The sequence below is a fragment of the Erwinia sp. BNK-24-b genome (assembly GCF_047456155.1).
Classification (GTDB): domain Bacteria; phylum Pseudomonadota; class Gammaproteobacteria; order Enterobacterales; family Enterobacteriaceae; genus Erwinia; species Erwinia phyllosphaerae.
The window spans coordinates 4,008,279-4,030,929 of the sequence record NZ_CP179901.1; the positions used below are offsets into that span (position 1 = coordinate 4,008,279).

Below are 22,651 nucleotides of genomic sequence, written 5' to 3' on the forward strand. Positions count from 1 at the left end.
GACAAAGGTCCGCCCGTCACGACGGCATAAATGTTAATCATTTGTTTATATCATGCTAAATGAAGTGAGAGAGGGAAGCAGTTGTCACGCTTTAATGCAGGATGTAAGCAACCTTTTCAAAACGGCACGACGCCGCTGAGGAAAAACGTTACCGGGCCAGCGCCTGCTCCAGCATCGCCAGTAGCCGCGCGTTATCCACCGTTTGCAGGACGTGAACCAGGCCGCCGCTCGGTTCACCCGCCGCAATATCAATCCGCAGCGGCAAACGATAACGCCACGATTTTCCGCGCGTCATGCCGGGCCGCACTTCGACGTCGACATAGTAATCTGCCGCTGTAGCAACCTGCTGATTGATCAGCCAGGCGACCACCAGCACATCGTGGATCCAGCAGCCCGGCAGCCGACGGACCTGCATAGAGTAATCAAGCCAGGGACGCAGCGTTTCGCCGACAAATTTCGCCAACGGCGTATCTGCCGCTTCAATGCGCTGTAAATCCTGATGGGTTAACATGGTTTGCGTGGTTACATCCATTGGCACCAGCGTAATGCACGCCCCGCTGTTCAGCACCCGCTGCGCGGCTTCCGGATCCAGGCCAAAGTTGGTGTCTTTGATAAAGTTATCCAGTGCAAACACGCCGCCCATAATCGCGATTTCCTGCACCGCTTCCGCCATCTGCGGATAACGCTCCAGCGCCAGCGCTACGTTAGTCAGCGGCCCGATAGCAACCAGCGTAATCTTCCCAGGATTGGCGCAGATCAGTTGCCCGATGGCATCCGCCGCCTCTTCGTCCGGTGCCTGATAAGCGCGAGGCTGGCGAACGCCCTGCCAGAGGTGATCCAGCTGCGAGTGCCAGACGCGATTATCCAGCGCCTCGCGCCAGGGCTCCGGCGGCTCAAACAGCGCGCGCGTTGCACCTTTCCGTACCGGTATATCCAGATCCAGCCTGTTCAGCAGATCTTTAACCACGTTATAACCGGTTTCGCACGGCGTATTGCCCGTCACAATCGTGATCAGTTCCAGAGAAATAGCCGGCGAACCGATGGCCAGCGCCAGCGCCAGTCCGTCATCCACGTTGGCACCGATAATGCCGTTGCCCGGATCGCAGTCGATAATCACTCTTTTCATGGTTTTATCTTTCTTTGCGGCGTGTTGGCAGCAGCCAGCGTACAGCCGCAGGATTCGCCAATTTGTAGCTGGTGTGCAAATTCGCTTAGCTGCACGTCGTTTTGCGGCGACGCCAGCATCGCCAGCGCTTTTTTCGCCATCGCTTCTACCGGCTGACGCACGGTCGTTAATGAGGGAACATGGTAGGCCGACTGCTCCGTACCGTTAAAGCAGACCAGCGCGATATGCTCCGGCACGCGAAGCTGCTGCTCTGCCAGCGCACGGATGCAGCCAATAGCCTGCATCTCATTGGCGATAAACAACGCCCGGGGCAGCTCTCCCTGTAGCATTTCTTTTGCCGCCTGATAGCCGCCTTCGCGCGTATAGGGTGCCGGAAAAATCCATTCTGGCCGTTCTGTCACGCCGTATTCCGCCAGCGCCTGTCGCCAGCCTGCCAGGCGGTCCTGGGCGTTAAACATCTCCAGCGGCCCGCTGATCATGCCTGCCTCTTTATAACCGTGGCTAAGTAAATGTAGGGTGACCTGACGGGCAGCTTCGCACTCATCCACGCGCAGGATATTGACGTTTAGCGCAGGATCAACCCGATCGAGCATCACCAGCGGCGTGCCGCTGGCCTGAATAATATCAATATAGGGATGACGATCGACGCTGTTGTAAAACAGCCCATCAACCTGCTGGCTGAGCAGGCTGTTAATCAGCTCCAGCTCGCGCTGGCGGCTGTCGCCCGCATCGCCAAGCAGCATAACCATGCCGTTGCTCAACGCTTCCTGCTGCAAGGCATGCGCAAAGGAAGCAACGAACGCGTTGCTGATATTGGGCACGACCAGCCCGTAAGTTTTTGTGGAGCCCAGCGCCAGCGCTCTGGCCAGGCTGTTAGGTCGATAGCCGGTCTTCTGTACCGCTGCCAGCACGCGCAGCCGCGTTGCTTCCGCTACCGGCCTGGGGCCGTTATTGATTACGTAGCTGACTACAGCGACAGAAGTTCCGGCTTCTCTGGCTACGTCGGCTCGTGTTGCGCGTAAACCCTGTCTGGCCAACGTCTTACCTCATTTCCTGAAGGGCCGACGCTTATCGGCCCGCATATTTTAAATAGCATCTTCCGGCGCGTTGAGATCGCGGCCTCGCGTTTCCGGCGCCACGAACGTGGTCAGAAAACCGATGCCTGCCATCACCGCAAAATAGGTTGCAATAACCCACCAGTGGCCGGTCCAGGAGAACAGCGCGGCCGCAACCAGCGGCGCGGTTCCGCCAGAAAGGATGGAACCCAGTTCTTTTGCCGTGGCCATTTTAGTGTAGCGGTGTTTAACGCCAAACAGCTCAACGCCCCACGCCGCCTGCACGCCATAAATACCCAGCGAGGCTAACCCCATGCCGACAACGATAACCGCCATCACCACCGCTGGCTCGCGAGAATCCAGCAGCATAAAAGCCGGGAAGGCATAGAGAATTAATAGCAGGCAAAACCAGCGATAGGTAATGCGGCGGCCAAAACGGTCCGAGAGCCAGCCGGCAAGAGGGATAATTAAGAAGCCGAGCAGCGAAGCGATAAAGACGGCGGAGGTCGCAACGGATTTATCTACCGCCAGGACTTTAACCACGTAACCAATCATAAAGCCCTGCGCCAGATAGGACGGGCCATTTTCACCAATACGCAGGCCGAGCATCACCAGAAAGGAGCGGCTACGCTGCCAGAAGGTGCGGGGAATTTCAGGCTGATAAGCTACCAGCTTGCCTTCGCGCTGCGCCTGCATCTCTGCATTTTTACGTTCAAAAACCGGCGTTTCCTTCAGGTGACGGCGGATCCACAGCGCCACCAGCGCTATCAGCGAGCTGCACAGAAAAGGAATGCGCCAGCCCCACTCCTGCAGCTGTTGCTGATCCATCTGTACTACCGCCAGCCAGACCAGCGAGGCGATCAGCGTGCCGCTGTTTGAGCCAAGCGCGATAATCGATGAGACCAGCCCGCGCTTTTCGGCAGGCGCATATTCGCCCAGCATCACCGTGCCGCCGGAAAGCTCTGCGCCAGCACCAAAGCCCTGGCTAAAGCGCAGCACGACCAGACAGGCAGGCGCCCACAGGCCGATAGAGGAATATCCGGGGATGACGCCGATCAGCGTGGTAGAGAGACCCATCAGAATGATGGTGGTGACCATGACAACTTTGCGCCCTTTCCGATCGCCAAGCCAGCCAAAAAACAGTGCCCCTATCGGACGAGCGATAAAGCCCACCGACCAGGTCGCAAAGCTTGAAAGGAGCGCCATTGCGGGCGTCACGTTCGGGAAAAATACGTCGCCAAAAATAATACCGGCGGCAAGGCCGTACAGGGCAAAGTCGGCATACTCCATCGCCGTACCCAGCCAGCAAGAGACGGTAGCCCGCCAGAAATCTTTACGTCCTTCCGGAGTGGTTAAACGTTCATCCGCTGCCGAAACAGAGGAGGAGGCTTCCTGTCGGACAGGTTGTGTCAACATGAAAAAATCCCTGAGATGAGAGGTCTGTTTTGCCTTCCCTGGCTGCCCCGCAGAGTACGGAGGATTCGCCAGTGATGACACGCTTTTGCTGAGCCATAATTAAAGGTCAGTAACGGGTTCCCTGGTGTTGGGCTTCGTTTTGTTTACTTTGCGCCCGCCGGTTTTGGTAACCGGTCGATTAAAACGTAAAGTAAATTTGACCTTCGCTGCACAGACAAACATCAACACTGTGAATTCTTGCTACCGGTGCATTCTATCTACGCGCGTAGATAAAGCAAGTAATCTGACGCAATAAATTAGAATAACTTTACATTCATACAGAAAACAGGATATATATTTTCTTGCAAATCATAAAGTTAATTTATCATAGCGCAAAATGTTTTGTGCCTTTGCCGTGCAGCATAAATAATCTTTATTAACGCTTGGTCCTGGTACGGGCTACAGCGTCAGCAAGATAACCTTTACAGATGACAATGCTGTGACGCTATGGCAATAACCATCTTCCCCCGGCGGAACGCCCTTCGTCTGAGACCCTTGAGGAAATTTATGACCATCATTCTTATGCGCCACGGGAAACCCGATCATCATTCCGGCGGTCGCCTGCCCGCGCTGGCAATGGCCGAATGGTGCGAAGCCTACGATATGTCGCTGGTGGCGGACATGCCGCCGGACAGGTGCCGGGAAGTTGCCGCCACGGCGAATTATATTGTCGCCAGCCCGCTGCCGCGCGCGCGCTCTTCACTGGAAAAGCTGGGGCTGGAACTTGATGCTGTCGATCCTCTTTTTAGTGAGGTTTCGCTGCCCATCATGCGTCTGGGCTACCCTAACCTTCCTCCTTCTCTCTGGCTTTTTGCATTACGCCTGATGTGGCTGTGCGGCTATGCCGGTTCCGTGGAATCTTATCAGCAGGCCGAGCAGCGAGCAGAACAGGCTGCTGCGAAGCTGATCGCGCTTTCCGCACGCGGCAATGTGCTGCTGGCCGGACACGGCATTATGAATAAGCTGATTGCCCGGCAGCTGCGCAAACAGGGCTGGATGGCCGAAAAACATGCCAGCAGCCGTTACTGGAGCACCGCGATTTATCATCCACCTTTTATTACCGGTGATGATAAGTAAGGAAGCGACCTGCTTTAACGGGACTGGATACAGGGATACACACGGGAGATAACGCTCAGGTAACGGATTGTTATTTAAACAGTTACAATGCTTAAGGATATGCGCAAAAAACAGGCACTCAGCAGCGGATCGCTGGATTGCAGCGGCAAGTTACATTATAATCCCGCGCCACAGGCCCCTTAGCTCAGTGGTTAGAGCAGGCGACTCATAATCGCTTGGTCGCTGGTTCAAGTCCAGCAGGGGCCACCAGATTTAATGATGAAAATCATGCAGTTAAGCCACCTTTTACGGGTGGTTTTTTTGTTTGTGATTTTTGAGTGGCGATGAAATGGCGATGAGTTTTTTCTTCGTTTGCAGGATGCAGGCGTAAAAAAACCTGCTTTCGCAGGCTTCGTTATCAGGCTCTATCAGTGAAGCAGCGACGGCTGCTGCTGATTGTGGGTAAAGATCGGCACTCTGTTAGTCTGGCCTGGCGAAACAATCATTCCCGCTATGCTTTCATGCGTTTTGAAAGTACAGCTGCAATTAATGTTCTGGCACTGGTGATAACGTTCTTTTGTCTCGCGTGAAATATAGCGGCTGCTTTTAGCGTGGGCAGCGGTCTGGCAAAGCGGGCAATGCATCATTTCTTTTTTCTCCCTGAAGACACCAGGCCTTTAATACATGCTTTTCACAAAAAGGGCAATAAAATTCACTTATTGTGAATCATCATTTTCTGATTCTGCCACATACTCTACGTTGGATAGCAAAACCTCAAACTCCAGCGTCGTCGTGTAGCCGCTGCCGCTCAGGCTGTGCGTCACCTTGCTGATTAACCACGGCTGCGCGTCAATCACCGCCTTAAACCCGCTGACCTTTACCGGCGTTTCCGGGAAGAGATCCGCACGACCCATTGCCAGCGTTAACGAAAACTCGGCGACGCCGCGCTGGAGCTTGTCCCATTTTGCCTTTGCGGCGCGCATGGCGGCGGCCCTGGTGGCGTAAACCGTGGTCAGCGCAAACACGTTGTCCTCAGTCCCGGCCAGATAGTCGCCTTCCTTTGCCTCCGGCGTTTTCGTGGCTGTGGTCTTTTTCTTTTTGGCCGCCGGATGCTCCAGCGCGCGCAGGTGCTTCTCTTTTGGCTTGCGCTTCACCTTGACCTTTTTCGGCTTCGGGTCTTTAGTGTGCAGCCAGCTTGCCGACACGCCGGTATACGCGCCCCGGTCGGCAATGCTGAAGCTGTGCCGGTCGCCGTCCTGCCGCGTAAGAGTCAGCTGCGGAATGGGTTTACCGCTGGCCGTCACGCCGCTGCCCGGTCGCAGGAACAACAGTTTCCCCGCCTTCACGGCGGCCACCGCGCCGTACAGCGTGGCAAGGCGCGTCAGGAATGCCGCATCGGTTTCCTGAGTCTGATCGATATGGCTTACCGCCAGCGCGGCGAACCCGTCGGCCAGCAGCGGGCTGAGCTTGTTGCGCTCCGCTACCTGCTTCACCACATCGCCCAGGGTGGTATCGTGATACGACACCTCGCGCCGCGAGTTAAGCGTGCCGCGAAAGTCCGCACTGCGCGCCCGGATGGTCATGGTGTCCGGCGCGCCATGGTGCTCCACTTCATCCACGGTAAACTCGCCCTTACCGATAAGCGCCTGGCCTTTCCAGCCGAGGAAAAGCTTTATCACCGCACCACGTACCGGCATCGCCAGCAGCCCGTCGGCATCGTCCAGCTCAATATCCAGCTGGTCAGCCTCAAAGCCCCGGTTATCCGTGAGCGTCAGCGAAAGAAGCCGGTCTCGGATGTTCGCGGTGACGTCTTTTGAGTTGACCGACAGCATAAAGTCCGGCGCGAGCTGCGCGCCCGCCTGTATTGCCAGGCTGCTGATGCTCATGACAGCAGCCCGCCTACGGTGGCCGTCACGCTGGCGGCGGCGCTCTTCGCCTGGCTGATAACGGACGTCACCTGGCCCGGCAGGCTTCCGGCACCGCTTATCAGTTCGTCGGCCTGTTTTTTCAGGTCGCCATACATTGACGTTAACGACTCGTCGACGCGCTTCAGGCTCAGCGTAAAGGTGATTTTCAGCGCGCTGCCGTTGCTTAAAAACTCACTGTGCGAGGCGGAAAAGTTCTCCGTGACGTACATCCCGTAAATCGTGCCGTTGCCGCCAATCAGCGGCCACGCCCGGCCCTCGTCGGCCAGCAGCTTAAAGCTCAGCAGCGAAATTGTGCCGCCGGTGACTTCCGGGCGCAGCTCGCCGGTCAGCGTGATTTTTTCATCACCCACGCCGAGGAACTGCGCCGAGGCCCGCTGGCCGACGCGGCTGTTTGTGGGCCAGCGATAGTCGATATTTTGCTGCATTTCCGCATAGGGCAGCGTCTGGCGCATAAACGGCAGCAGGCCATAAATCATCATCATATTATTCCCATCCCATTTTGCTGCGGCTCTGTGCCTGGCGGTTGCGTTCATTGCGCGCCTGCTGCTGCGCAATCAACGCCAGCGCGTCGTCTTTGGTCATCCCCGGATGCATGTTGATAGTGTACTCATGGCTGTTCTGGCTCTTGTCGCTGTAACTGCCTGCTGCCGGTGACGTAACCGGCTTATAGGCCGGGCCGGTGTCGGCCAGACTCCACGGCAGCCCGTTCGGCGCAACCGGGTCGTGCCTGTTCTCCGGATGGCCTGGGTCGCCGCCCGGCACCTTGTCCTTCAGGTCGCCGGATTTGGTGTCGATAAGGTGCAGCTTTTCCAGCATCCAGCTGATGCCTTTCGTAAGCTGTTCAAGTGCCTTGCCGGGTATCTTCAGCCCCTCAGCCAGCGCGTTACCGAATTTTTTCCCCATGTCTCCGGCGCTTTTCAGCTCGGCCTGCGTGGACTTCACCGGCTCCAGCAGCTTTTTAAACCAGCCCCATGCGGCCTTTACCTTTTCCGTTATCCAGTTTAAAACGGGCTTCAGCGGGGCAAAGGACTCACCAATCGGGCCTGTCGCGGCTTTAAACCCTTCGGCTACGCCGCCCATAAATGCCTTAATCGGTTGCCAGTATTTACGGATAAGCAGCGCACCGGCGACAACGGCAGCGACAACGGCCACTACCGGCCATGAAATCAGGCCCATTTCCGTTACGATAGCCTCACCCGCTTTGGTGAAGGCGGTACGAAGCAGGCCAGCCCCTCCGATAAGCGCATTAATCCCGGTTACAACCGGCCAGGCAACCAGCCCGATAGCGCCCAGCGCCCCGACCAGAATCAGGCCCGCCGTGGCCGCGATGGCAATACCTTTAGCCAGCACCGGATTTTTCTGTATCCAGCCGTCCACGTTCAGCAGAAACTTTGTGGTTTCTTTGGTCAGCGAGCGCAGGGTTTTATTAAGATCGTCATACAGGTCGGTGCCAATAGCCTCTTTAGCTGATTGCAGCTCTTTGAAGTCGCCGCCGAGGTTATCCTGCTGCACGTTAACCAGCTTCGCCGTGCTGCCGTCCGAGCCTTTAAAGGTTTTTGTCAGCCTGTCCAGTTCGCCGCTCGCGGCAGATTTCATCAGCGTGACCGCTGCCGAGGCGGCCTCTTCGCCGAAGATGGTCTTCAGGTATTCCGCCTGCTGGGCATCGCCGAGCTTGTTTTTTACAAAGGACTTCTGCATCTCCCTCAGGATGGTGAAGAACGGTCGCATGTTGCCTTTGCCGTCGGCGGTCTTCACGCCCAGCTCTTTAATCGCTTTGAACGCCTCGCCGGTCGGTGCCTGCACGCGCAACAGCATGGCGCGGATGCCCGTCCCGGCCATGCTGCCGGTGGTGCCGTTGTTTGCCAGCGTGCCAATCATCGCTGCCGTCTGCTCCGGGCTTACCTTTGCATTTTTAGCCACCGAGGCGACGTAGGGCATGGCGTCGCTCAGGTCTTCAAATTTGGTCGCGGTTCTGTTGAGCGTCGCGGAAATCACGTCGCCCAGGTGCGCGACCTCGCTGTTTGCCAGACCAAACGCGTTTTTGGTACTCATGAGTAAATCGGCGCTTTCCTCCATCGTGCGGTTGTTCGCCAGCGACATATTCAGCGTTACCGGCGTGGCCGCCCTGATGTCGTCAATGCTTCCGCCGGATTTGGCGATAACAATTTGCGCCTGCGCGGCGTCATTGGCCGAGGCGGCGGTGTTGTCGCCGATGTTGCGCGCCTGGGTACGCAGTGACTGGAAATCAGCGGAGTTTTTATCCACGCCAAGCGTTGCCTGTAGCGTGGAGTTAGCCAGCGCGAAGTCGTAGCCGGGACGCAGCACCGACGTTGCCGCGATTGCGCCGACCGTGGCCGCACCGACACCGGCTGCACCGGCGTTGCGCACTTTTGCCGACAGCTCCTGGCCTTTGCGGTAGCGCTCACTGGTGTGGTTCAGCCGCTCCTGCTGCTGACTCAGGCGCTGTAGCTCGGCTTTCTGGCGGCTCAGGCTCAGCGTCGCCTGCGCAGCGGCACTTTTCAGCCGCTGCTGCTCGCTGCTCAGGCTTTTGGTGGAGACTCCGGCGGCTTTCAGCGCCTCGCGCTGCTGCTGCACCGACAGGCGCAGGCCGTTGGTTTTTGTCTGTAGCTCGCTGGCCGCCTGCCGGGCTTTTTCCAGCGCGCGGGCCTGCGCCGTGGTGGGCCTTTCGGTATTTTTAAAGGCGACCGCCAGCGCGGTGGCCTCGGCTTTTGCGTCTTTGAGCTTTTGCTGCGTGACGGCAAGCTGGCCGCTGGCTTTACGAAAGCCGTCAATCTTCGCCGCCTGGGCATCCAGCTCCTTAAGGCTGCTCTGCGTCTCGCGGATATCGCCCGCCAGCCTTCGGGTCTGGTTCTGAATCGCTTTAAACGGGCGCGTCGCCTGGTCTACCGCCTTCAGCAGTACCTGTAATTTAAGGTTATTCATCGGTTTTTGCTCCGCTGCGAATGATGGCCTTGTGCCGCCAGTCGATAAGCTCGGCCAACGGCATGGCGTACATTTCGGAAGGCGGCCAGTGAAACACTGTAGCGATATCCGCCATCAGGTCGTTAACGGACATATCGCCGGGCCAGCTTACTCGTCCGACTTCGGCGACAAAAAACCGATCACCTTACCGGCCAGCGCAATCAAATCCGCCGGGTCGAGGTTCAGACATTCCGCTTTTGTCAGCGTCGGCAGCGTGATGCGCGGCAGCACGGTGATCAGCGCGTCCACGTCCGAGCCTGCAAGGTCGGCCAGGCGGGTGCCGCGTAGCGCGCCGGAATTCGGCTTAATCACTTCAACGGTGTTGATTGCCTGCTCGCCGCGCATGACCGGAGTTTCCAGGGTGACGATATTTTCTTTGTTTTCCATGACTGTTCTCTTTTCAAAAGGGGATAAGGCCAGCGCAGGGCGCTGGCATAAGGGTTAAACAAGGCCGATATTTTTGCGGCGCTGCTCCAGGCGGTCGGTGCCGTTGACCTTCTCCACCATGTTGATGGTGTCGATTTCAATCAGCTCTTTGCCGTTAAAGGTCATCTTGTAATAGGTGCATTTGGTGGTGATTTTGGTTTCGGTATCCTCGCCCTGTTTGGCCTCGCCAAAATCAAACGCCTGATGCTTGCCGCGTACCTCAATCTCTACCGCAATCTCCTCGCCGGTGTCGTCGCGCTGATAAGAGCCGGTAAAGCGCAGCGGCACGGAGGTTGCGCCCCACTGCGTCAGCACCAGATCGTCGATGCCGCCAATGCTCCATTCAAAAGCCAGCGCGTCGTCGTCGAGACCCATATCAATATGCGCCGCGCCGCTCATGCCGCCGCCCCGGAACGCGTCAAGCTTGCGGCTCAGCTTCGGCAGCGTGACGCTGTTAACAACGCCCTGATAGCTGTTGGAATCGTTAAAGAGGTTCATCCCCTTGAGTTTTCGTGGCAGTGCCATTGTTCAGTCCTCAGCTGTTAACGGACGCGGCGAAGTTCGCCAGGTAAGAGTCGGTGATGCGCTGGCGCAGGGTTAAATCTTCCAGCGGCGGCACCGGCGTATAGTCGTAATCAATAAAGAGCTTGCCCGCCTTCAGCGTGTCCTTATCGTTGGCGCTGTCGTCATACCAGCAGGTCGCACCCAGCAAATAACCGGCGTTGACCAGCTCGCGGAATTTGGCGTTGATGCCCGCAATAATCTCGCGCACCAGTACCGGCGTCAGCGGCCTGTCGTTCGCCCACATGTGCGCTTCGGCCATCGTATCGGCCAGCACCTGCGCGGTGCGGGTGTAGTTTTCAAAGGCGAAAAGCGGATCGTCGCTACAGGTGCGGTTTCCCCAGAAGCGAAAGCCGTCCTTGCGGATAAGCGTGGTCACGCAGGCTTCGTTAAGCAGATCGGCGTCGGTGCCGGTCTGCTGCAAATCCCAGAACACCCCGGCAGAAATCCCGGTCACGCCGTTAACGCCGACGTTAGAAAGCGTTTTGTGCCAGCCGGTGTCGTTGTCGATTCTGGCGCGCAGGCCCAGCGCGCGGGCGGTGGCATACGCGGTTTCGGACGCGTTGGCCGTGGTGTTCCAGGCGATAAAGTCCGGCCAGATAACCATGATTTCACGCTGGCTGAAGTTCTCGCGGTACTTCATGGCGTCGGACACGGTTTTGCAGTTCCACGCCGAGACGTAGCAGAAGGCGCGCAGCTGCTGCGCGATGCTGACAAGGGCAGTCGCCACTTCCAGCGAGTCGAGGCCCGGTACGCCGAGAATGCGCGGCTTGACGTCGAGCTGCGTCTGCGCGCTTAACAGCGCCTTCATGCCGGTATACTGGCCGTTTTCGTCGGTGGTGCCGATGATGTTAGAAATGGTTTCTGCGTCGGTCGCGCCTTCGGCCACGCGCACCACGACCGTAACGGGCTTGGCCTGGTCGGCAATCGCCTGAAGGGACGCGGCCAGCGTGCCTTTTGTCCCGGCTTTGGCAATACCGGCCTGCACATTGGTCAGGAGTACCGGCGTATTCAGCGGAAACGCGGTGGCGTCGGCGTCTTCGGCGGTACAGACCAGCCCGACAATCGCGGTTGAGACGGTGGAAATGGTGCGCGTGCCGTCGTTGATTTCGACGACGCGGACACCGTGATGGTAATCAGACATTTGATGCACTCCGTTAAACAGGTGCGCTCAGATTGCCTGCTCAGGCGGGGCAGTGCATGCGATTGCCGTTTGGTGAAGGACACACGGACAAAATTAAATCCCCCGTCAGGCGGGGATCGGTATCAGGCTGGCTTTTCAGGCCAGGTTACATCAAGCGCGACAGTAGTATCGACCGCCTGCACCTCCTGCACGTACTTCATCCATGCGGTCAGCGACGCTTTATCCGCATCGGTGATAATGTCGAGCCTGAGCTGGGTCTGCCACGCCTGCGTCGTGTTGTTGGCCTCTGCGATACGTGCGGCCTTTTCAGCCTCTGCCGCCTGTACCGCTGCGGCCTGCTGCGCGTCCATATCCGTTACCCATTTCCCTCCGACCCACTGGTCATAGCTGGTTGCCGGTGCCTGCGTGGTGGTGTCTGCCGGATAGTCGCCCGGCGCGGTGATTTCTGTAGCCGAGCCGTCGGTGATGGAATACACCGTTTCACCACGGTGATCGGCAACGCTCTGCCAGCCGCCGTCGCGGTAAACCGCCACAAATCCGGCACCAATAACAGGCGGCGCGCTGCTGCATGCATTGGCCGGAACGCCCACGCCCTGCGGTAAATACTCCCCCGTGGTGCCGGTGAATTCGCCGCTTTGGGCGTCAAAGTTATAGACCGCCAACGTGCCGGAAGCCTTCGCCAGCCCGTTTTTATCCAGGGTAATCGTTGCCATTATGCGGCCCTCACGATGTAGTTAAATGCGATGTTGCGCGGACGGGTTTCATTACCCCCGGTCATGCCAATAGATTTCCCGGTGCCGGTATTGCCTGCCGAGTTTGTCGATCCCTGAATCTGGCCACGCGCCGGATCGCCATCATCAGTAGACGAAGTAACGGACGAGGTAGTGCGGATATAGTGGTTATGGCTGGCAAAGGCATCAGCCTGGGCGCTCAACAGCACACGCCCGCTGTCCACGCCTCGCCCGTCGTCCCAGCCACGGATAAACTCGCCGCGCAGGTCAGGCAGCTTCAGCGACGGATAGACCTTTGCCAGCAGCGGATAGGCCGTGGCGCTGAACGATGCGCCGTTGCACTTCAGCCAGCCGTCCGGTGCGGTGGCTGCCGGGTAAGGCAGTGGCACACCAACCGGCACCGCCGAGCCGTCACCCAGGCCGAGCGCCGCCAGCGCTTTCGATGCCATCCCGGCGGCTTTAATCTCCGCCAGCGCACTCGCGGTCTGAAGGTACTGACCGTGCGGGTTCGCTGCCGTAACGTGCGCAGCCAGCGCTTTGTCGGCGTAAGCCTCTACCTCAATCACTGCGTTATCGACGTACTGCCGTGTTGCCAGCACCACCGACGGGTCGATTTTCAGCGTAACGGCGCTCGTGCTGTTAACGATTAAAATCATGCGCACCGTCTGCGTGCGGCCGCTGCCCTCGGCAAGCTGCGGCTTGTAGGTTTCCGCGCAGTTAGCCACGGCAATCATCACGCCGTCGGCATCAAACAGGCCGATTTCGCGTATCCAGAAACCGCCCTCGCTTTCGGGAATAATCTGCTCGGCGATAATCTGGCTGCTGTTGGCCGCATCTACCGTCAGCGCGTTAAGCGAGGCACGACGTTTTTCGCCGACAAGCTTTGTTTGTGCCGCGTCGGGCGTGGGCAGCGTGCCGCCGCCGTCACCCACGGCCATTTCGGTAACCTGTACCTTTGTCCCCAGCGCGGCGGCATTGGCAAGCTTTGCCGCGCCCTGGCTGGTCAGCAGGGCAAAATATTTCGTTGTCATGTGCTTACTTCCGTCAGGTCAATAAGATGCACCGCCGCGCCGGTGTAGCCCGGCCCGCCGACGCTGATAAGTTCAGGGGTATAGGGGTAAACGGTCAGCTCGTCGCCGCTGTAGCAGGCGGCGGCAACCGGCAGCGCGCCGCTGGCATCCAGATTAATCGACAGCCCGATAAGGTGGCGGCTGCACGGCTTCGCGTCGGCAATCAGGCGTTCCAGCTCGTTATACATTTCCTCCGTTATGCCGGTATCCAGCACGCCCACATCGAGGCGAAACGTGCCCGGCTCGCCGCCGGTTTTCCACCATTCAACGATGCGGATCAGGTAGCCGAGCGGCTCCACCACGCGCCGGATCGAGCCGAGCGTCCCCTTGTGTTTATGCACGTACTGCGAAGCCGACACGACGGCGCGTTTTGTTGACTCGTTCCAGTCCGAGTCCCAGCGATCAACCGACCACGCCCAGGCGAGATACGGCAGCAGCTCAACCGGACAGGTTTGCGGGTTCCATAACCGGCGCAGCGGCGCGGGGATGGTTTCAATCACGGCGCAGGCTTCAGCGGCGGCTACCTCCAGCGCCGACGAGCCAGCCGGTAAAAGGCGGTCACTCATCCGAACCCCCGACCGTGATGCTGTAGCCGGTGCAGTAGGCGGCCTGGGTTTTATCCAGCACCACGTCGGCAGCGGGCTGCCCCAGCTCCACGCGCTGCACGCCTTCAACGTGCAGCGCCGCGTATAACGCCGATTTGCGGATATCCCTGCCGAGCCTTGCCTGCGCGCTGACAAAGGCGGCAAGCTTTGCCTCGGCGGCGGCACGTATCGGTTCGGCTTCCGGCCCCGGATAGAGATAAAGCACCGCCTCAATGCTGTAATCGACAATCGCCGCCGACTGCACCGTGACGCGGTCGGCCACCGGGCGCACGTCCTCGTCATTTAAGGCAGTATCCACTACGGCCAGCAGGTCGGCAGCGGCTTCGCCATTGCCCTCGCGCGACAGTACGGTGATGGTCACGCAGGCGGGCGACGGGCTGATGGCAGACGCGTCCGCCACGCGACCGTCGGCGCTTTTTGCGTGGTACTCGTAAGCGCCGGACGGCCCGGCCACGCTCAGACCTTCAAACGCCGACGCGATGCGCAGGCGAAAATCATCATCGCTTTCCATCACGGCGGCGGTCGGCGGGATCGTCGTTTCATCCGCCGCCGTCAGCGTCAGGCGGGCGACGCCGTTATTGGCGCCGAGCTGGTCTAAATCATCCGCCAGGGCATACGCGACCATCACGGCGCTGGCCGCCTCGTTAATGCGCTGGCGCAGGATCACCTCGCGGTATGCGTTTTCTTCCAGCAGCTTAACAATCGGCTCGGATTCCAGCGCCAGCGTGCGGGTGACAGCGTCCTGCTGGTCAGGCGGGTACAGCGATACCAGCGTGGCCTTGCGCTCGGCAAGAAGGGTTTCATAGTCCAGCGCTTCCACCACGTCGGGCGCGGGTAGCTGGCTCAGGTCGATAGTTGCCATATCAGCTCACGGGAACGGTTAGGGAAAAATCCTGCACAGAGTCGGTGCGGCTGCCGGTGATTTCGACCACCATGCCGCCGTCGAACGCGGATTCGTAAGAGATGCCGGTCAGCTTTACGCGCGGTTCCCACTGCAAAATCGCCATGTAGCAGGCCGACATAATTTGCAGGCGCAGCGCCTCGTTTTGCGGCTGGTCAGTCAGCGCGGACAACAGCGAGCCATAACTGCGGCGCATCACGCGGGAACCAACAGGCGTTAACAGAATGTCGTGCACCGACTGGCGGATATGGTCGAGGTCGGTCACGGCCTCGCCGGTGTCGCGGCTCATGCCGCTGTATTTCACGGTCATGACTGCGGCCCTGCTGACGTGTCGCCGCCGGACTTCACGCCGCCGTGTTTGTGAGAATCAACGACCACGCCGTTAGAGCTGAAGCTGCCGCCACTGTGCTGAACGTCGCCTTTCATCGTGCCGCCTTGGGTGACTTCCAGCATGGCGGTTTTCAGCAGCGCCGAGCATTCGACTTCGGGCGAATCCAGCATGATTTTGACGGCGGCCTGTATGGTCGCGGACTGAATGCCGGTTGCCTTCAGCGCGCCGTTTTCCGGTTCGTACTCAATCACCGCGCCGTCGGGAAACGACCAGTGCAACGCGTCAGCCGAGGCCGACGGGGCGGGATTTTCGTCAGAGAACACGCCCGGTAAAACGAAGCCGGTATCCAGCTCGCCGCCCAGGCACAGGACAAGTACCTGCTCGCCGACGGAAGGCGCATTCCATGAACGGGTGCGACCGGCACGGGCGGCCAGCCAGTGCAGCCAGTTGGTTGTATTATTACCGGTATCCACGCGGCACAGCCCGTCGTCAAGATTGACGGCGGACACGGTGCCGATGCGGATCAGGTTGCGCAGCAGGCGCAGGATTTCGGAAGTTTGTGAGTTCATAAGGAAAGTTTGCTTAATAAAGTGAATAGCTTCAAAGCATTCACTTTTGCTAGTTGATGAACAGACAAGTTGTAGATATGTTGTAGAAATAAGCGAAAAGGAGGGGAACAGTGAAAAGTTTAGCCTTAGTCATAGGAAATGGTTTTAGCATAGGTTTTAATGCTTATCATAACATCTCTTATAATACTCTTAACCCTTTGGCGTGGGATGTTAGAAACCCTGAACGAGAAGAACTGCTTATAGATGCTTTACCTAGCCTAAAAAATTTTATTAGGGCGACTCACCATAGTAATGACTTCGAGCTTTTTGATGCTGCATTAGCTTTGTATAATGAAAGGGACGACTACGAGACATGCATTTTAATTAGCGAGTGCAGGCATTTTTTGACGCTGGCATTCTCCCAATATTCATTAGCTATAGCTAACACCCTAAAAAAATCATGGCCGTGGTATCGGTGGATAAAAGAACATAGGCAAAATATTAAATGTATATCTTCATTTAACTATGATCTTTTAATCGAGAAATTATTAAAGAAAATAGTTATCTCATTTTATGATGCATCATCCCCTCCCTTAACCGGTCGCGTTATGCTGCATAAACCTCATGGTTCAAGCAATTATGACGCGCATCCGCGTAGCATTGTCTTTAATGAAGATTATCGTTACCCGTTAAAGAACTGTAACGATAGAAATGACACGGCCTTTGTAAGGATTGGTGATTTTAATCTAAATAAATCCAGGCTTGAACCTCTTTGTGTCATCCCCAATGAGCATAACATTTACTCACATTATCAAACCATGCTACCTCATGATATTAGTTTTCACAAAAAGTTATCAAGCTGTGATTTTTGTTTAATTATAGGTCATTCATATGCCCCCTGTGATCGCCCGGAAATTGACAAAATGTTATCCTCCTTACCGTTGGATGCCAAGGTAATTATATGCAATCCAAAACCACCCGAAGACCTTAAAAAGAAAATAAAAAGCATAGGATTAAAAATGGTGGAGTGGAAAAACCCCTCTGGACCAATTGATGAAAATGGCGAGCTTATCTATATATAACTAAAGGAATAATCAATTATTGAAATAGTTTATAAGGTTTTCTTCGATAAAATCCCAATCATTCCCACTAAAGCCTAAAAGCGGCCTCATCTCATACTGTACCGCTTTCCCGCCACGGGCTGGCCGGTCGCGCAGCCCGTAATGATGCACGCGGGCCATGCGCTGCACGTTGCCGGTAAACTCCACCACGGCGTCGTCGGCGCTGCCTTTTGCCTTCATGTATTTGGCCGTGCGCAGCTTTGCGAACATCTCACGCTTTATCCGGCCCGTTTTTTTGCGGGCGGGTGCCTTACGCGGCTTAAACGGCGTGCCGTCCGGTGCCTGTTGGCGTTTGATATTTTGCTGCTGCGTGGCGCGCAGGCGCTTTGCGATGTTACGCACCATCTCTTTTCGCGCCGCCGGTGACAGGTTTCCGATCAACGCGCTTAGCCTGGCGTCGAACGCCTCCAGCCCGTTCACAGCCGCAACCCGCTGACCAGCTCGCCACCCGCGTACAGCTGCGCTGGCCGGGTCACGTTATCCGGCAGTGGATTCTCGCCCGCGTGCGTGACGTGCAGCGCGTCGCCGTCCTGTTTCACAATCACGCGCTCGGTCAGTTGCAGGTCAATGCTGATATCGCACAGCGTGTCGCTTAACACATCGACCTTAAAGGTGAAGCCGGTGCGGCGCTTTTCTTCCGTCGCCATAATGTCCGGCTGGTTCTCGCGCAGCCACGCCAGCAGCGGCACCATCAGCAGGTCGATATCGTCGCCGTAGTCGGTCACCACCAGATTAAGCTGATACTGATACTCAAACGACAGTGAGCTGGCGAGCGTCGAAACGATGCGCCCGCCGTCGATAAACATATTCAGCCCGTCAGGATTTCGTTGCAGCAGCGGCACGCTGTCGGTCAGCGCCCGGCGTAGTTGTTTCGGCTTCAGCATCGTGCTGCTCCTGGCATTCTTTGATGATTTCAACCTGCAACCCGCACGACGCAAGCGCAGCCTCTAACTGGCGGTTATCCGCCGCTAAGTCGCCCTGGGTTTGCAGGCTGTTGCCCGGCAGCGGGCAGCTTGTCACGCGCGGACAGCCAGTCCAGATAATCTCGGGCGTTGCTGAAAGCGGGACGCGCGTGCAGCCGGATAACGTCAGCAGGCAAAGCAGCAGCAGACCAGTCGCGCAAAGTCGCATTGGCATCGGTTTCCCTCTGTAGGGTCAGTTCACGGTTAAGGGCAGCCGTACCGGCCCGGCCCTGTAGCAGTCGCAGTGCGGCCTCGCGTTTCTGGCCCGCCTTTGCCTCGTCGTTTAAGCGACCAATAGCCTTATCGCGGCTTTCAATCCCGGCGGACAGCGTGCCGATAATGCGCTGCGCGTCGGTAAGCTCGCCGCGTGCCGCATTCAGCCGCCAGCCCGTCAGGCCCAGCGCAATCAGCGCCACGGCAAGCGCGGCCACTAAAAGGCGCATCATGTCGCCCCCTTTAAACACCAGGCCTTTTCCCGCTGGCGGCGGTTTTCCAGCCCGGCGTTGCGGATGCCGTTCACGTAGACCCAGCGACTGAGCTGATCGCACGCCTGCTGCCACTGCTGGCGCTTCAGGTAGCTGACCAGCGTTGACCCACAGGCCGCGCCAGTGCCGACGTTAAACGAAAAGCTCACCAGTGCGTCATACACCGGCTGCGGCATATCGACCGGCGCGCAGACGGCAAGCTGGCGCTCCAAGCGCATCACGTCATAAACCAGATTAACGGCGGCCTGCCGTTCGCTGACCCGGCTGTGCGGCGTTACGCCTGCAGTGTGTCCAATGCCGTTAGTCCAGACACCGGCGCTGCACTGGTATGGCGAGGTGCGGCACCCTTCGGCGTCGGCAATCAGCCGTAATCCGCCCTCGGATATCTTCAGCGTTTTAAACTGCGGTAACAGCGCGGCCATCGCCAGCACGGCTATCACGGCGCAGTGTTTAGCAGCCTTCATGGTTTCCCCCCTGCCGCTGTAATTCATACGTTTTGCGGCGGTAATGCCAGTTGATAAAAAACGTCGCCACGTTAATCACCAGCGTCACCACGGCGACGCCGGAACCGACCATAAAGGCGATATCCTGCGGCGTGTGGCGGCCAAACCACATCAGCACCAGGCCAATCAGGTAGTTAATCAGCGAGTTGATTTTCTCCATTTTTTTCAGTCCCACAGGTTGACGGTTTCATCTGCTGACACGTCAGGCAGGTCGGGCAGCGTGACCTCGCAGCCGTGCATTAATACCGGCCCGCTTTCGGCCAGCCCCGGATTGGCGGCATAGACCAGCTCGACCGCCTCCTGGGTGCGCCCGTAATAGCGCCAGCAAATCTGGTCTACGGTGTCGCCCTGTTGGGCGTAAATAATCACAGCAGGCTCACAATGCAGCCGGAACGCCCGGCGATGCGGCTGATACTGAAACGCGCATCTCGCCAGTACTCGTCGGCGCTCGCCTCCACCTCGGCGCCCTTTTTGCCGCTGGCGTCATAGCCGCGATAGCGCTCAACAATCGCCGCCCCCGTCAGGGCGCTGACGGCGGCAAAATAGTGCGTCGCCTTTTCGCTTTCGCCGTCGAACGTTTCCGCCGGGACATCGTTAAGCGTTGAAAAGCCCGCTGCCATCTGCGCGGCGCGCCAGTCGTACAGCTCGGCATTCACTTCGGAAATCGCCGTTTTCACCGCCAGCCGCAGGCGCTGCGCGGTCACGGTGCCTTCATAACGCAGCGTGCTTCTGAGCTGCTGCAAATCAACGTCAGGCCAGAAAAAGGTATTCTTTACCGGCGGCTCGGCAGCGTCTGCCGGTCGCGGGGCGGTTATTACTACCGTGCTCATAAGTGGCCTCTGAATAGGTGGGCGGTGGAGAGCCGCGCAGACATTAAAAATGCGTTGCAGCTCTGCCGCCCGGCGCGGGGCGCGTTCGTTAACGGCGGGCAATGGCCTGCTTTTTCAGCTCAGTTGCCAGCCGCTCTATGTCTTTTTTAACGCCGCAGCCGTAGTGCAGCTGTAGCGCCCTGGTAAGGTGTTGCATCGCATCCAAAGCCCTGCCCGCATCGCGCAGGACGTACCCGGTTATCTTGTGCAGCTTGGCGCGCACCTGATCGGGCATATCTGCGGATTTCGTCAGCGCAAGCGTTGCCAGCAGCGGGTCGATATCGACGGCCTGCTGTAGCGTCCGGGCGCGCGTCGCCGCGTCGGCCACCTCTTCGGCCAGCAGGTACGCCGTGGCGTCACGCTTAAAGCCGGGCGGCGGCACCAGACCGTGCGCCAGCGCGTAGCGGGCAATCTCCAGCGCGCCGGGCACGTCGCCCGCATCCAGCCGCCAGATCATGACGGTCATCAGCACGGCGTCCTGTGCGCCATTCCCGTTAGCGAGCACGCCCGCCACCCAAGGCAGATACTCCGGCAGCATCTGGCGCTTAAGCTCCGCCTTACGCTCCTGCGAGCGGACTTTTTTCAGGCGGCGCTTGTCGTCGTTGAGCTTCAGCAGCATCAGCTCGTAACCGTTCGCATGGCGCAGCGGGTTGCTGGCCCGCTGCGAGGCTTCGACGGCCTGCTGGCGCATAAGGTGACGTCGGGCAGGGCTTAACATGCGTTATGCTCCCGTCACATCCGACAGGGTGATTTTTTCAATCAGGCAGCCCGCCGCGTAATCCTCAATCACATAGTCCTCATTGATGGACTCGTAATTTTCGATGCGGTCGCGCTTCGCCACCTCGTCAATCAGGCGACGGTGCGTGCCTTCCTGAAAATAAATCGACAGGTTGTCCAGACGGGTAATCAGCAGCGCGTCCGCCGGGAAGTACGGCACGCGCACGGCGGGCAGGTTGCCGATACGCTTCTGGCTGACAATCAGATCGCCCGCCAGCGCTTCGGTGTTGGCCTGCGACTGGTTAACCAGCGGGAAATACTTGTCGGCCAGTAGCTGACGACCGCAGATGACGACCAGCTCCGGGTCTTCCTGATACCACGGCTCGATCAGGTTATTGGTCGCGTCCATCACCACGGCGTCGAGGTTCACATAGGTGCGGCCCTTGCCGACCAGCACGCCGTCGGTCACGGTGCCGTCTTCCGCCGTGGTGGTATTCATTACGCGCGTTGGCGCGTCGTTGCGGTACTTTTGCAGCCAGCCGATTGCCACGTCCTGCAACATCGGGTTTTTGGCGCGGTCAGAGGTTTTGGCACGCGACACGCCGTTAAAGCCGATCATGATGCGGTCAAGGCTCTGGCGCTTGATGATGGCATCACGCAGGCGGGCCTGAAAATCTTCATAGCGCGCCCACAGGTCAAGCGTGTTGTAGCGAATATGGAAGTCGTAGTTCACCTGCACGCACTCATAGCCGGTGCTGTCCAGCGCGGAGAAATCAGCTGTTTCGCGCTCGTCGCCGCCCGCCGTGTCGGTGGTGCTGGCAATCGAGCCGGACACGCCAATCCCGATTTTTTCGCCCTTCATTTCGGACACCGGCACGATGTTAATGCGGGTTAAAAAGTCGGAGGACTCCTGCACGCGGTTCATCAGCGTTTGCGTCACCGCTGGCTCAACGGTGAATTTCTTGTTCATGTCGCCGGTTTCGACACCGTTCAGCTCGGCCAGGCGGGACATAAAGGCGTTAAATTTAAAGCGGGTGTTCTGGCGCATGGGCGCTCCTGTATTCATTTAAATGTTTTAATCAGCGGTCGGTCTGCACGCTTAAACGTTCGGTTAATCAGCAGTCGGTCTGCACGCTGGCGGTGTTGTCGCCGCCGGTGGCGGCAGGGCGACGGGTAAAGCCGCCGTCGGTTTTTGCAAGCTGCGCCTGCAAGGCGGTAAAGGCGGCGCGGTCGTCTCCGGCCTGCTGCTCCAGCGCGTCAATCCGCCCGGTTAATGCTGTTTCCAGCGCAGAGAGCTTTTGCGTCTGCGTCTCGCCGTTCTGCTGCACCTGTTCGGCCACGGCAGTGACCGCCGCGCTGACGTCAGCGAACTGCTCGCCGTCGGTTTTTTTCTTCGCGGAAAACATCGCGGTAATGCGTTCCATCAGCGACGGCACCGGATCGGCTTCTTCGGTGAATTCAATCAGCGTCTCTTCGGCGGCGGTAAACAGGTTATCTTTATGCTGTTTGCGGGACGCCAGCGGGTTTGCGGCGGCGCTGGCGCTGAAGCTCAGGATTTCGGTGCCGAGGCTCGCCGGGTCGTCGGTCACGGCCAGGCCAATCAGGTACGCCTCGCCGGTGTCGGCGAACTTCGGATTCACCTCAATGGAGGTGTAAATTTTCTGGCGGGCTTTGGTCAGCTCGACCAGCTCCGGCGTCGGGCTGATGTCGCCGTACAGCGCCAGCTTGCCTTTCAGCGGGCCGTCCACGATTTCTTCCGCGCTCAGGGCGGTAACGTCGCCATAGCGGCGAAACGGGCTGTCCGGCGTATAGCCTTTGATGTGCTCCATATTGATGCGCGCGCCGTACATCGCCGGGTCATAATTCGCCGCCATCTGGGCAATCCAGTCGCAGGAAATCACGCGGCCATCGGTGGTTGCGCCTTCCACGGCGATACGAAAACGCTTTGCTTTAAGTGTTGCCATTAACAGGCTCCGGTCAGTGAAGTGGTTCAGGTCGGGGCCAGTTTCACCGCCACGGCCAGTTCACTCAACGAAAGCCAGCCCGCTCAGCGACCAGCAAACAGGCACAGCGGG

29 protein-coding genes, 1 tRNA gene and 1 pseudogene are annotated in these 22,651 nt (G+C 58.2%); 3 read left to right on the top strand and 28 right to left on the bottom strand.

All coding sequences use genetic code 11. The features are described from left to right. Window positions 1-148: 148 nt before the first annotated feature. The 3 genes from ACMGGR_RS18410 to ACMGGR_RS18420 are packed head-to-tail and all read right to left on the bottom strand — an operon-like array spanning window position 149 to window position 3,597. Complete coding sequence (locus ACMGGR_RS18410; RefSeq protein ID WP_414147530.1) at window positions 149-1,126, bottom strand: nucleoside hydrolase; 978 nt, start codon at window positions 1,124-1,126, stop codon at window positions 149-151. Further along, window positions 1,123-2,163 (bottom strand): LacI family DNA-binding transcriptional regulator, encoded by a 1,041-nt coding sequence (locus ACMGGR_RS18415; protein ID WP_246760964.1) that lies wholly within the window; start codon window positions 2,161-2,163, stop codon window positions 1,123-1,125. Before ACMGGR_RS18415 ends, ACMGGR_RS18410 begins: the two co-directional genes overlap by 4 nt. 48 nt (window positions 2,164-2,211) lie before the next feature. Beyond that, window positions 2,212-3,597, bottom strand: a complete 1,386-nt coding sequence (locus ACMGGR_RS18420; protein ID WP_246760962.1) for an MFS transporter — start codon at window positions 3,595-3,597, stop codon at window positions 2,212-2,214. Window positions 3,598-4,143: 546 nt separating this feature from the next. On the opposite strand from ACMGGR_RS18420, the gene ACMGGR_RS18425 reads away from it, so the two are divergent. Both ACMGGR_RS18425 and ACMGGR_RS18430 read left to right on the top strand, forming a co-directional pair. Then, complete coding sequence (locus ACMGGR_RS18425; RefSeq protein WP_414147531.1) at window positions 4,144-4,713, top strand: histidine phosphatase family protein; 570 nt, start codon at window positions 4,144-4,146, stop codon at window positions 4,711-4,713. A 173-nt stretch (window positions 4,714-4,886) separates the two neighbouring features. Next, window positions 4,887-4,962, top strand: a tRNA-Ile gene (locus ACMGGR_RS18430). Between the two features lie 158 nt (window positions 4,963-5,120). On the opposite strand, the gene ACMGGR_RS18435 is transcribed toward ACMGGR_RS18430, so the two are convergent. The 14 genes from ACMGGR_RS18435 to ACMGGR_RS18500 form a co-directional block, all read right to left on the bottom strand. After that, window positions 5,121-5,339, bottom strand: a complete 219-nt coding sequence (locus tag ACMGGR_RS18435; RefSeq protein ID WP_414147532.1) for an ogr/Delta-like zinc finger family protein — start codon at window positions 5,337-5,339, stop codon at window positions 5,121-5,123. 69 nt (window positions 5,340-5,408) lie between these two features. Then, window positions 5,409-6,578: a phage late control D family protein gene (locus ACMGGR_RS18440; RefSeq protein ID WP_414147533.1), complete on the bottom strand. Its 1,170-nt coding sequence runs from the start codon at window positions 6,576-6,578 to the stop codon at window positions 5,409-5,411. Then, window positions 6,575-7,102: a phage tail protein gene (locus ACMGGR_RS18445; protein WP_414147534.1), complete on the bottom strand. Its 528-nt coding sequence runs from the start codon at window positions 7,100-7,102 to the stop codon at window positions 6,575-6,577. Before ACMGGR_RS18445 ends, ACMGGR_RS18440 begins: the two co-directional genes overlap by 4 nt. Window position 7,103: 1 nt before the next feature. Then, window positions 7,104-9,563: a phage tail tape measure protein gene (locus ACMGGR_RS18450; RefSeq protein ID WP_414147535.1), complete on the bottom strand. Its 2,460-nt coding sequence runs from the start codon at window positions 9,561-9,563 to the stop codon at window positions 7,104-7,106. Further along, the gene (locus ACMGGR_RS18455; RefSeq protein ID WP_414147536.1) at window positions 9,556-9,696 is read right to left on the bottom strand and encodes a GpE family phage tail protein; all 141 of its coding nucleotides are present in this window, start codon (window positions 9,694-9,696) and stop codon (window positions 9,556-9,558) included. Before ACMGGR_RS18455 ends, ACMGGR_RS18450 begins: the two co-directional genes overlap by 8 nt. Before the next feature lie 14 nt (window positions 9,697-9,710). After that, on the bottom strand, window positions 9,711-9,989 hold the full coding sequence (locus tag ACMGGR_RS18460) for a phage tail assembly protein (RefSeq protein WP_414147537.1): 279 nt from the start codon (window positions 9,987-9,989) through the stop codon (window positions 9,711-9,713). A 54-nt stretch (window positions 9,990-10,043) separates the two neighbouring features. Continuing rightward, window positions 10,044-10,553 carry a phage major tail tube protein gene (locus ACMGGR_RS18465; RefSeq protein ID WP_414147538.1) on the bottom strand — a complete coding sequence of 170 codons (510 nt, stop codon included), beginning with the start codon at window positions 10,551-10,553 and terminating at the stop codon, window positions 10,044-10,046. A gap of 10 nt (window positions 10,554-10,563) precedes the next feature. Continuing rightward, a complete protein-coding gene (locus ACMGGR_RS18470) occupies window positions 10,564-11,733 on the bottom strand; it encodes a phage tail sheath protein (protein WP_414147539.1) in 1,170 nt (389 codons plus the stop codon). Between the two features lie 122 nt (window positions 11,734-11,855). Further along, window positions 11,856-12,446, bottom strand: a complete 591-nt coding sequence (locus ACMGGR_RS18475) for a tail fiber assembly protein (protein ID WP_414147540.1) — start codon at window positions 12,444-12,446, stop codon at window positions 11,856-11,858. Then, window positions 12,446-13,495, bottom strand: a complete 1,050-nt coding sequence (locus ACMGGR_RS18480; protein ID WP_414147541.1) for a phage tail protein — start codon at window positions 13,493-13,495, stop codon at window positions 12,446-12,448. Before ACMGGR_RS18480 ends, ACMGGR_RS18475 begins: the two co-directional genes overlap by 1 nt. Next, window positions 13,492-14,100, bottom strand: coding sequence for a phage tail protein I (locus tag ACMGGR_RS18485; protein WP_414147542.1), 609 nt, complete (start codon window positions 14,098-14,100; stop codon window positions 13,492-13,494). The genes ACMGGR_RS18480 and ACMGGR_RS18485 overlap by 4 nt, the downstream gene beginning before the upstream one ends. Next, window positions 14,093-15,001, bottom strand: a complete 909-nt coding sequence (locus tag ACMGGR_RS18490; protein WP_414147543.1) for a baseplate assembly protein — start codon at window positions 14,999-15,001, stop codon at window positions 14,093-14,095. The genes ACMGGR_RS18485 and ACMGGR_RS18490 overlap by 8 nt, the downstream gene beginning before the upstream one ends. Window position 15,002: 1 nt before the next feature. After that, a complete protein-coding gene (locus tag ACMGGR_RS18495; protein WP_414147544.1) occupies window positions 15,003-15,350 on the bottom strand; it encodes a GPW/gp25 family protein in 348 nt (115 codons plus the stop codon). Next, a complete protein-coding gene (locus tag ACMGGR_RS18500) occupies window positions 15,347-15,940 on the bottom strand; it encodes a phage baseplate assembly protein V (RefSeq protein ID WP_414147545.1) in 594 nt (197 codons plus the stop codon). The genes ACMGGR_RS18495 and ACMGGR_RS18500 overlap by 4 nt, the downstream gene beginning before the upstream one ends. Window positions 15,941-16,050: 110 nt before the next feature. On the opposite strand from ACMGGR_RS18500, the gene ACMGGR_RS18505 reads away from it, so the two are divergent. Beyond that, complete coding sequence (locus ACMGGR_RS18505; RefSeq protein ID WP_414147546.1) at window positions 16,051-17,001, top strand: hypothetical protein; 951 nt, start codon at window positions 16,051-16,053, stop codon at window positions 16,999-17,001. Between the two features lie 12 nt (window positions 17,002-17,013). Here the strand turns inward: ACMGGR_RS18505 and ACMGGR_RS18510 are convergent, their stop codons facing one another. From ACMGGR_RS18510 to ACMGGR_RS18560, 11 genes and pseudogenes are all read right to left on the bottom strand, one after another. Then, window positions 17,014-17,460, bottom strand: a complete 447-nt coding sequence (locus ACMGGR_RS18510) for a phage virion morphogenesis protein (RefSeq protein WP_414147547.1) — start codon at window positions 17,458-17,460, stop codon at window positions 17,014-17,016. After that, on the bottom strand, window positions 17,457-17,924 hold the full coding sequence (locus ACMGGR_RS18515) for a phage tail protein (protein WP_414147548.1): 468 nt from the start codon (window positions 17,922-17,924) through the stop codon (window positions 17,457-17,459). Before ACMGGR_RS18515 ends, ACMGGR_RS18510 begins: the two co-directional genes overlap by 4 nt. Next, window positions 17,857-18,177 (bottom strand): Rz1-like lysis system protein LysC, encoded by a 321-nt coding sequence (gene lysC / locus ACMGGR_RS18520; RefSeq protein WP_414147549.1) that lies wholly within the window; start codon window positions 18,175-18,177, stop codon window positions 17,857-17,859. Before lysC ends, ACMGGR_RS18515 begins: the two co-directional genes overlap by 68 nt. Continuing rightward, window positions 18,098-18,448: pseudogene (locus ACMGGR_RS18525) on the bottom strand (LysB family phage lysis regulatory protein); the annotation flags it as partial. The pseudogene ACMGGR_RS18525 and the gene lysC, both read right to left, overlap by 80 nt. Continuing rightward, window positions 18,445-18,951 (bottom strand): lysozyme, encoded by a 507-nt coding sequence (locus tag ACMGGR_RS18530; RefSeq protein WP_414147550.1) that lies wholly within the window; start codon window positions 18,949-18,951, stop codon window positions 18,445-18,447. The gene ACMGGR_RS18530 and the pseudogene ACMGGR_RS18525, both read right to left, overlap by 4 nt. After that, window positions 18,938-19,150, bottom strand: coding sequence for an HP1 family phage holin (locus tag ACMGGR_RS18535; protein WP_414147551.1), 213 nt, complete (start codon window positions 19,148-19,150; stop codon window positions 18,938-18,940). Before ACMGGR_RS18535 ends, ACMGGR_RS18530 begins: the two co-directional genes overlap by 14 nt. A gap of 5 nt (window positions 19,151-19,155) precedes the next feature. Continuing rightward, window positions 19,156-19,359, bottom strand: coding sequence for a tail protein X (locus ACMGGR_RS18540; protein ID WP_414147552.1), 204 nt, complete (start codon window positions 19,357-19,359; stop codon window positions 19,156-19,158). After that, window positions 19,356-19,820, bottom strand: a complete 465-nt coding sequence (locus ACMGGR_RS18545; protein ID WP_414147553.1) for a head completion/stabilization protein — start codon at window positions 19,818-19,820, stop codon at window positions 19,356-19,358. Before ACMGGR_RS18545 ends, ACMGGR_RS18540 begins: the two co-directional genes overlap by 4 nt. Before the next feature lie 88 nt (window positions 19,821-19,908). Next, window positions 19,909-20,577 (bottom strand): terminase endonuclease subunit, encoded by a 669-nt coding sequence (locus ACMGGR_RS18550; protein WP_414147554.1) that lies wholly within the window; start codon window positions 20,575-20,577, stop codon window positions 19,909-19,911. A 3-nt stretch (window positions 20,578-20,580) separates the two neighbouring features. Beyond that, window positions 20,581-21,624, bottom strand: a complete 1,044-nt coding sequence (locus ACMGGR_RS18555) for a phage major capsid protein, P2 family (RefSeq protein WP_414147555.1) — start codon at window positions 21,622-21,624, stop codon at window positions 20,581-20,583. A gap of 67 nt (window positions 21,625-21,691) precedes the next feature. Then, entirely contained in the window at window positions 21,692-22,540 is an 849-nt protein-coding gene (locus tag ACMGGR_RS18560) for a GPO family capsid scaffolding protein (RefSeq protein ID WP_414147556.1), read from the bottom strand. Between the last annotated feature and the right edge of the window lie 111 nt (window positions 22,541-22,651).

Bases quoted from the DNA above. Each gene is read 5' to 3' on its own strand.
- ACMGGR_RS18545 (WP_414147553.1), bottom strand. From the start codon at position 19,820: ATGAGCACGGTAGTAATAACCGCCCCGCGACCGGCAGACGCTGCCGAG.
- lysC (WP_414147549.1), bottom strand. From the start codon at position 18,177: ATGCCAATGCGACTTTGCGCGACTGGTCTGCTGCTGCTTTGCCTGCTG.
- ACMGGR_RS18455 (WP_414147536.1), bottom strand. From the start codon at position 9,696: ATGTCCGTTAACGACCTGATGGCGGATATCGCTACAGTGTTTCACTGG.
- ACMGGR_RS18480 (WP_414147541.1), bottom strand. From the start codon at position 13,495: ATGACAACGAAATATTTTGCCCTGCTGACCAGCCAGGGCGCGGCAAAG.
- ACMGGR_RS18435 (WP_414147532.1), bottom strand. From the start codon at position 5,339: ATGATGCATTGCCCGCTTTGCCAGACCGCTGCCCACGCTAAAAGCAGC.
- ACMGGR_RS18515 (WP_414147548.1), bottom strand. From the start codon at position 17,924: ATGCTGAAGCCGAAACAACTACGCCGGGCGCTGACCGACAGCGTGCCG.
- ACMGGR_RS18470 (WP_414147539.1), bottom strand. From the start codon at position 11,733: ATGTCTGATTACCATCACGGTGTCCGCGTCGTCGAAATCAACGACGGC.
- ACMGGR_RS18490 (WP_414147543.1), bottom strand. From the start codon at position 15,001: ATGGCAACTATCGACCTGAGCCAGCTACCCGCGCCCGACGTGGTGGAA.
- ACMGGR_RS18560 (WP_414147556.1), bottom strand. From the start codon at position 22,540: ATGGCAACACTTAAAGCAAAGCGTTTTCGTATCGCCGTGGAAGGCGCA.
- ACMGGR_RS18460 (WP_414147537.1), bottom strand. From the start codon at position 9,989: ATGGAAAACAAAGAAAATATCGTCACCCTGGAAACTCCGGTCATGCGC.
- ACMGGR_RS18475 (WP_414147540.1), bottom strand. From the start codon at position 12,446: ATGGCAACGATTACCCTGGATAAAAACGGGCTGGCGAAGGCTTCCGGC.
- ACMGGR_RS18550 (WP_414147554.1), bottom strand. From the start codon at position 20,577: ATGTTAAGCCCTGCCCGACGTCACCTTATGCGCCAGCAGGCCGTCGAA.
- ACMGGR_RS18485 (WP_414147542.1), bottom strand. From the start codon at position 14,100: ATGAGTGACCGCCTTTTACCGGCTGGCTCGTCGGCGCTGGAGGTAGCC.
- ACMGGR_RS18420 (WP_246760962.1), bottom strand. From the start codon at position 3,597: ATGTTGACACAACCTGTCCGACAGGAAGCCTCCTCCTCTGTTTCGGCA.
- ACMGGR_RS18555 (WP_414147555.1), bottom strand. From the start codon at position 21,624: ATGCGCCAGAACACCCGCTTTAAATTTAACGCCTTTATGTCCCGCCTG.
- ACMGGR_RS18500 (WP_414147545.1), bottom strand. From the start codon at position 15,940: ATGAACTCACAAACTTCCGAAATCCTGCGCCTGCTGCGCAACCTGATC.
- ACMGGR_RS18530 (WP_414147550.1), bottom strand. From the start codon at position 18,951: ATGAAGGCTGCTAAACACTGCGCCGTGATAGCCGTGCTGGCGATGGCC.
- ACMGGR_RS18535 (WP_414147551.1), bottom strand. From the start codon at position 19,150: ATGGAGAAAATCAACTCGCTGATTAACTACCTGATTGGCCTGGTGCTG.
- ACMGGR_RS18450 (WP_414147535.1), bottom strand. From the start codon at position 9,563: ATGAATAACCTTAAATTACAGGTACTGCTGAAGGCGGTAGACCAGGCG.
- ACMGGR_RS18495 (WP_414147544.1), bottom strand. From the start codon at position 15,350: ATGACCGTGAAATACAGCGGCATGAGCCGCGACACCGGCGAGGCCGTG.
- ACMGGR_RS18465 (WP_414147538.1), bottom strand. From the start codon at position 10,553: ATGGCACTGCCACGAAAACTCAAGGGGATGAACCTCTTTAACGATTCC.
- ACMGGR_RS18425 (WP_414147531.1), top strand. From the start codon at position 4,144: ATGACCATCATTCTTATGCGCCACGGGAAACCCGATCATCATTCCGGC.
- ACMGGR_RS18440 (WP_414147533.1), bottom strand. From the start codon at position 6,578: ATGAGCATCAGCAGCCTGGCAATACAGGCGGGCGCGCAGCTCGCGCCG.
- ACMGGR_RS18445 (WP_414147534.1), bottom strand. From the start codon at position 7,102: ATGATGATGATTTATGGCCTGCTGCCGTTTATGCGCCAGACGCTGCCC.
- ACMGGR_RS18410 (WP_414147530.1), bottom strand. From the start codon at position 1,126: ATGAAAAGAGTGATTATCGACTGCGATCCGGGCAACGGCATTATCGGT.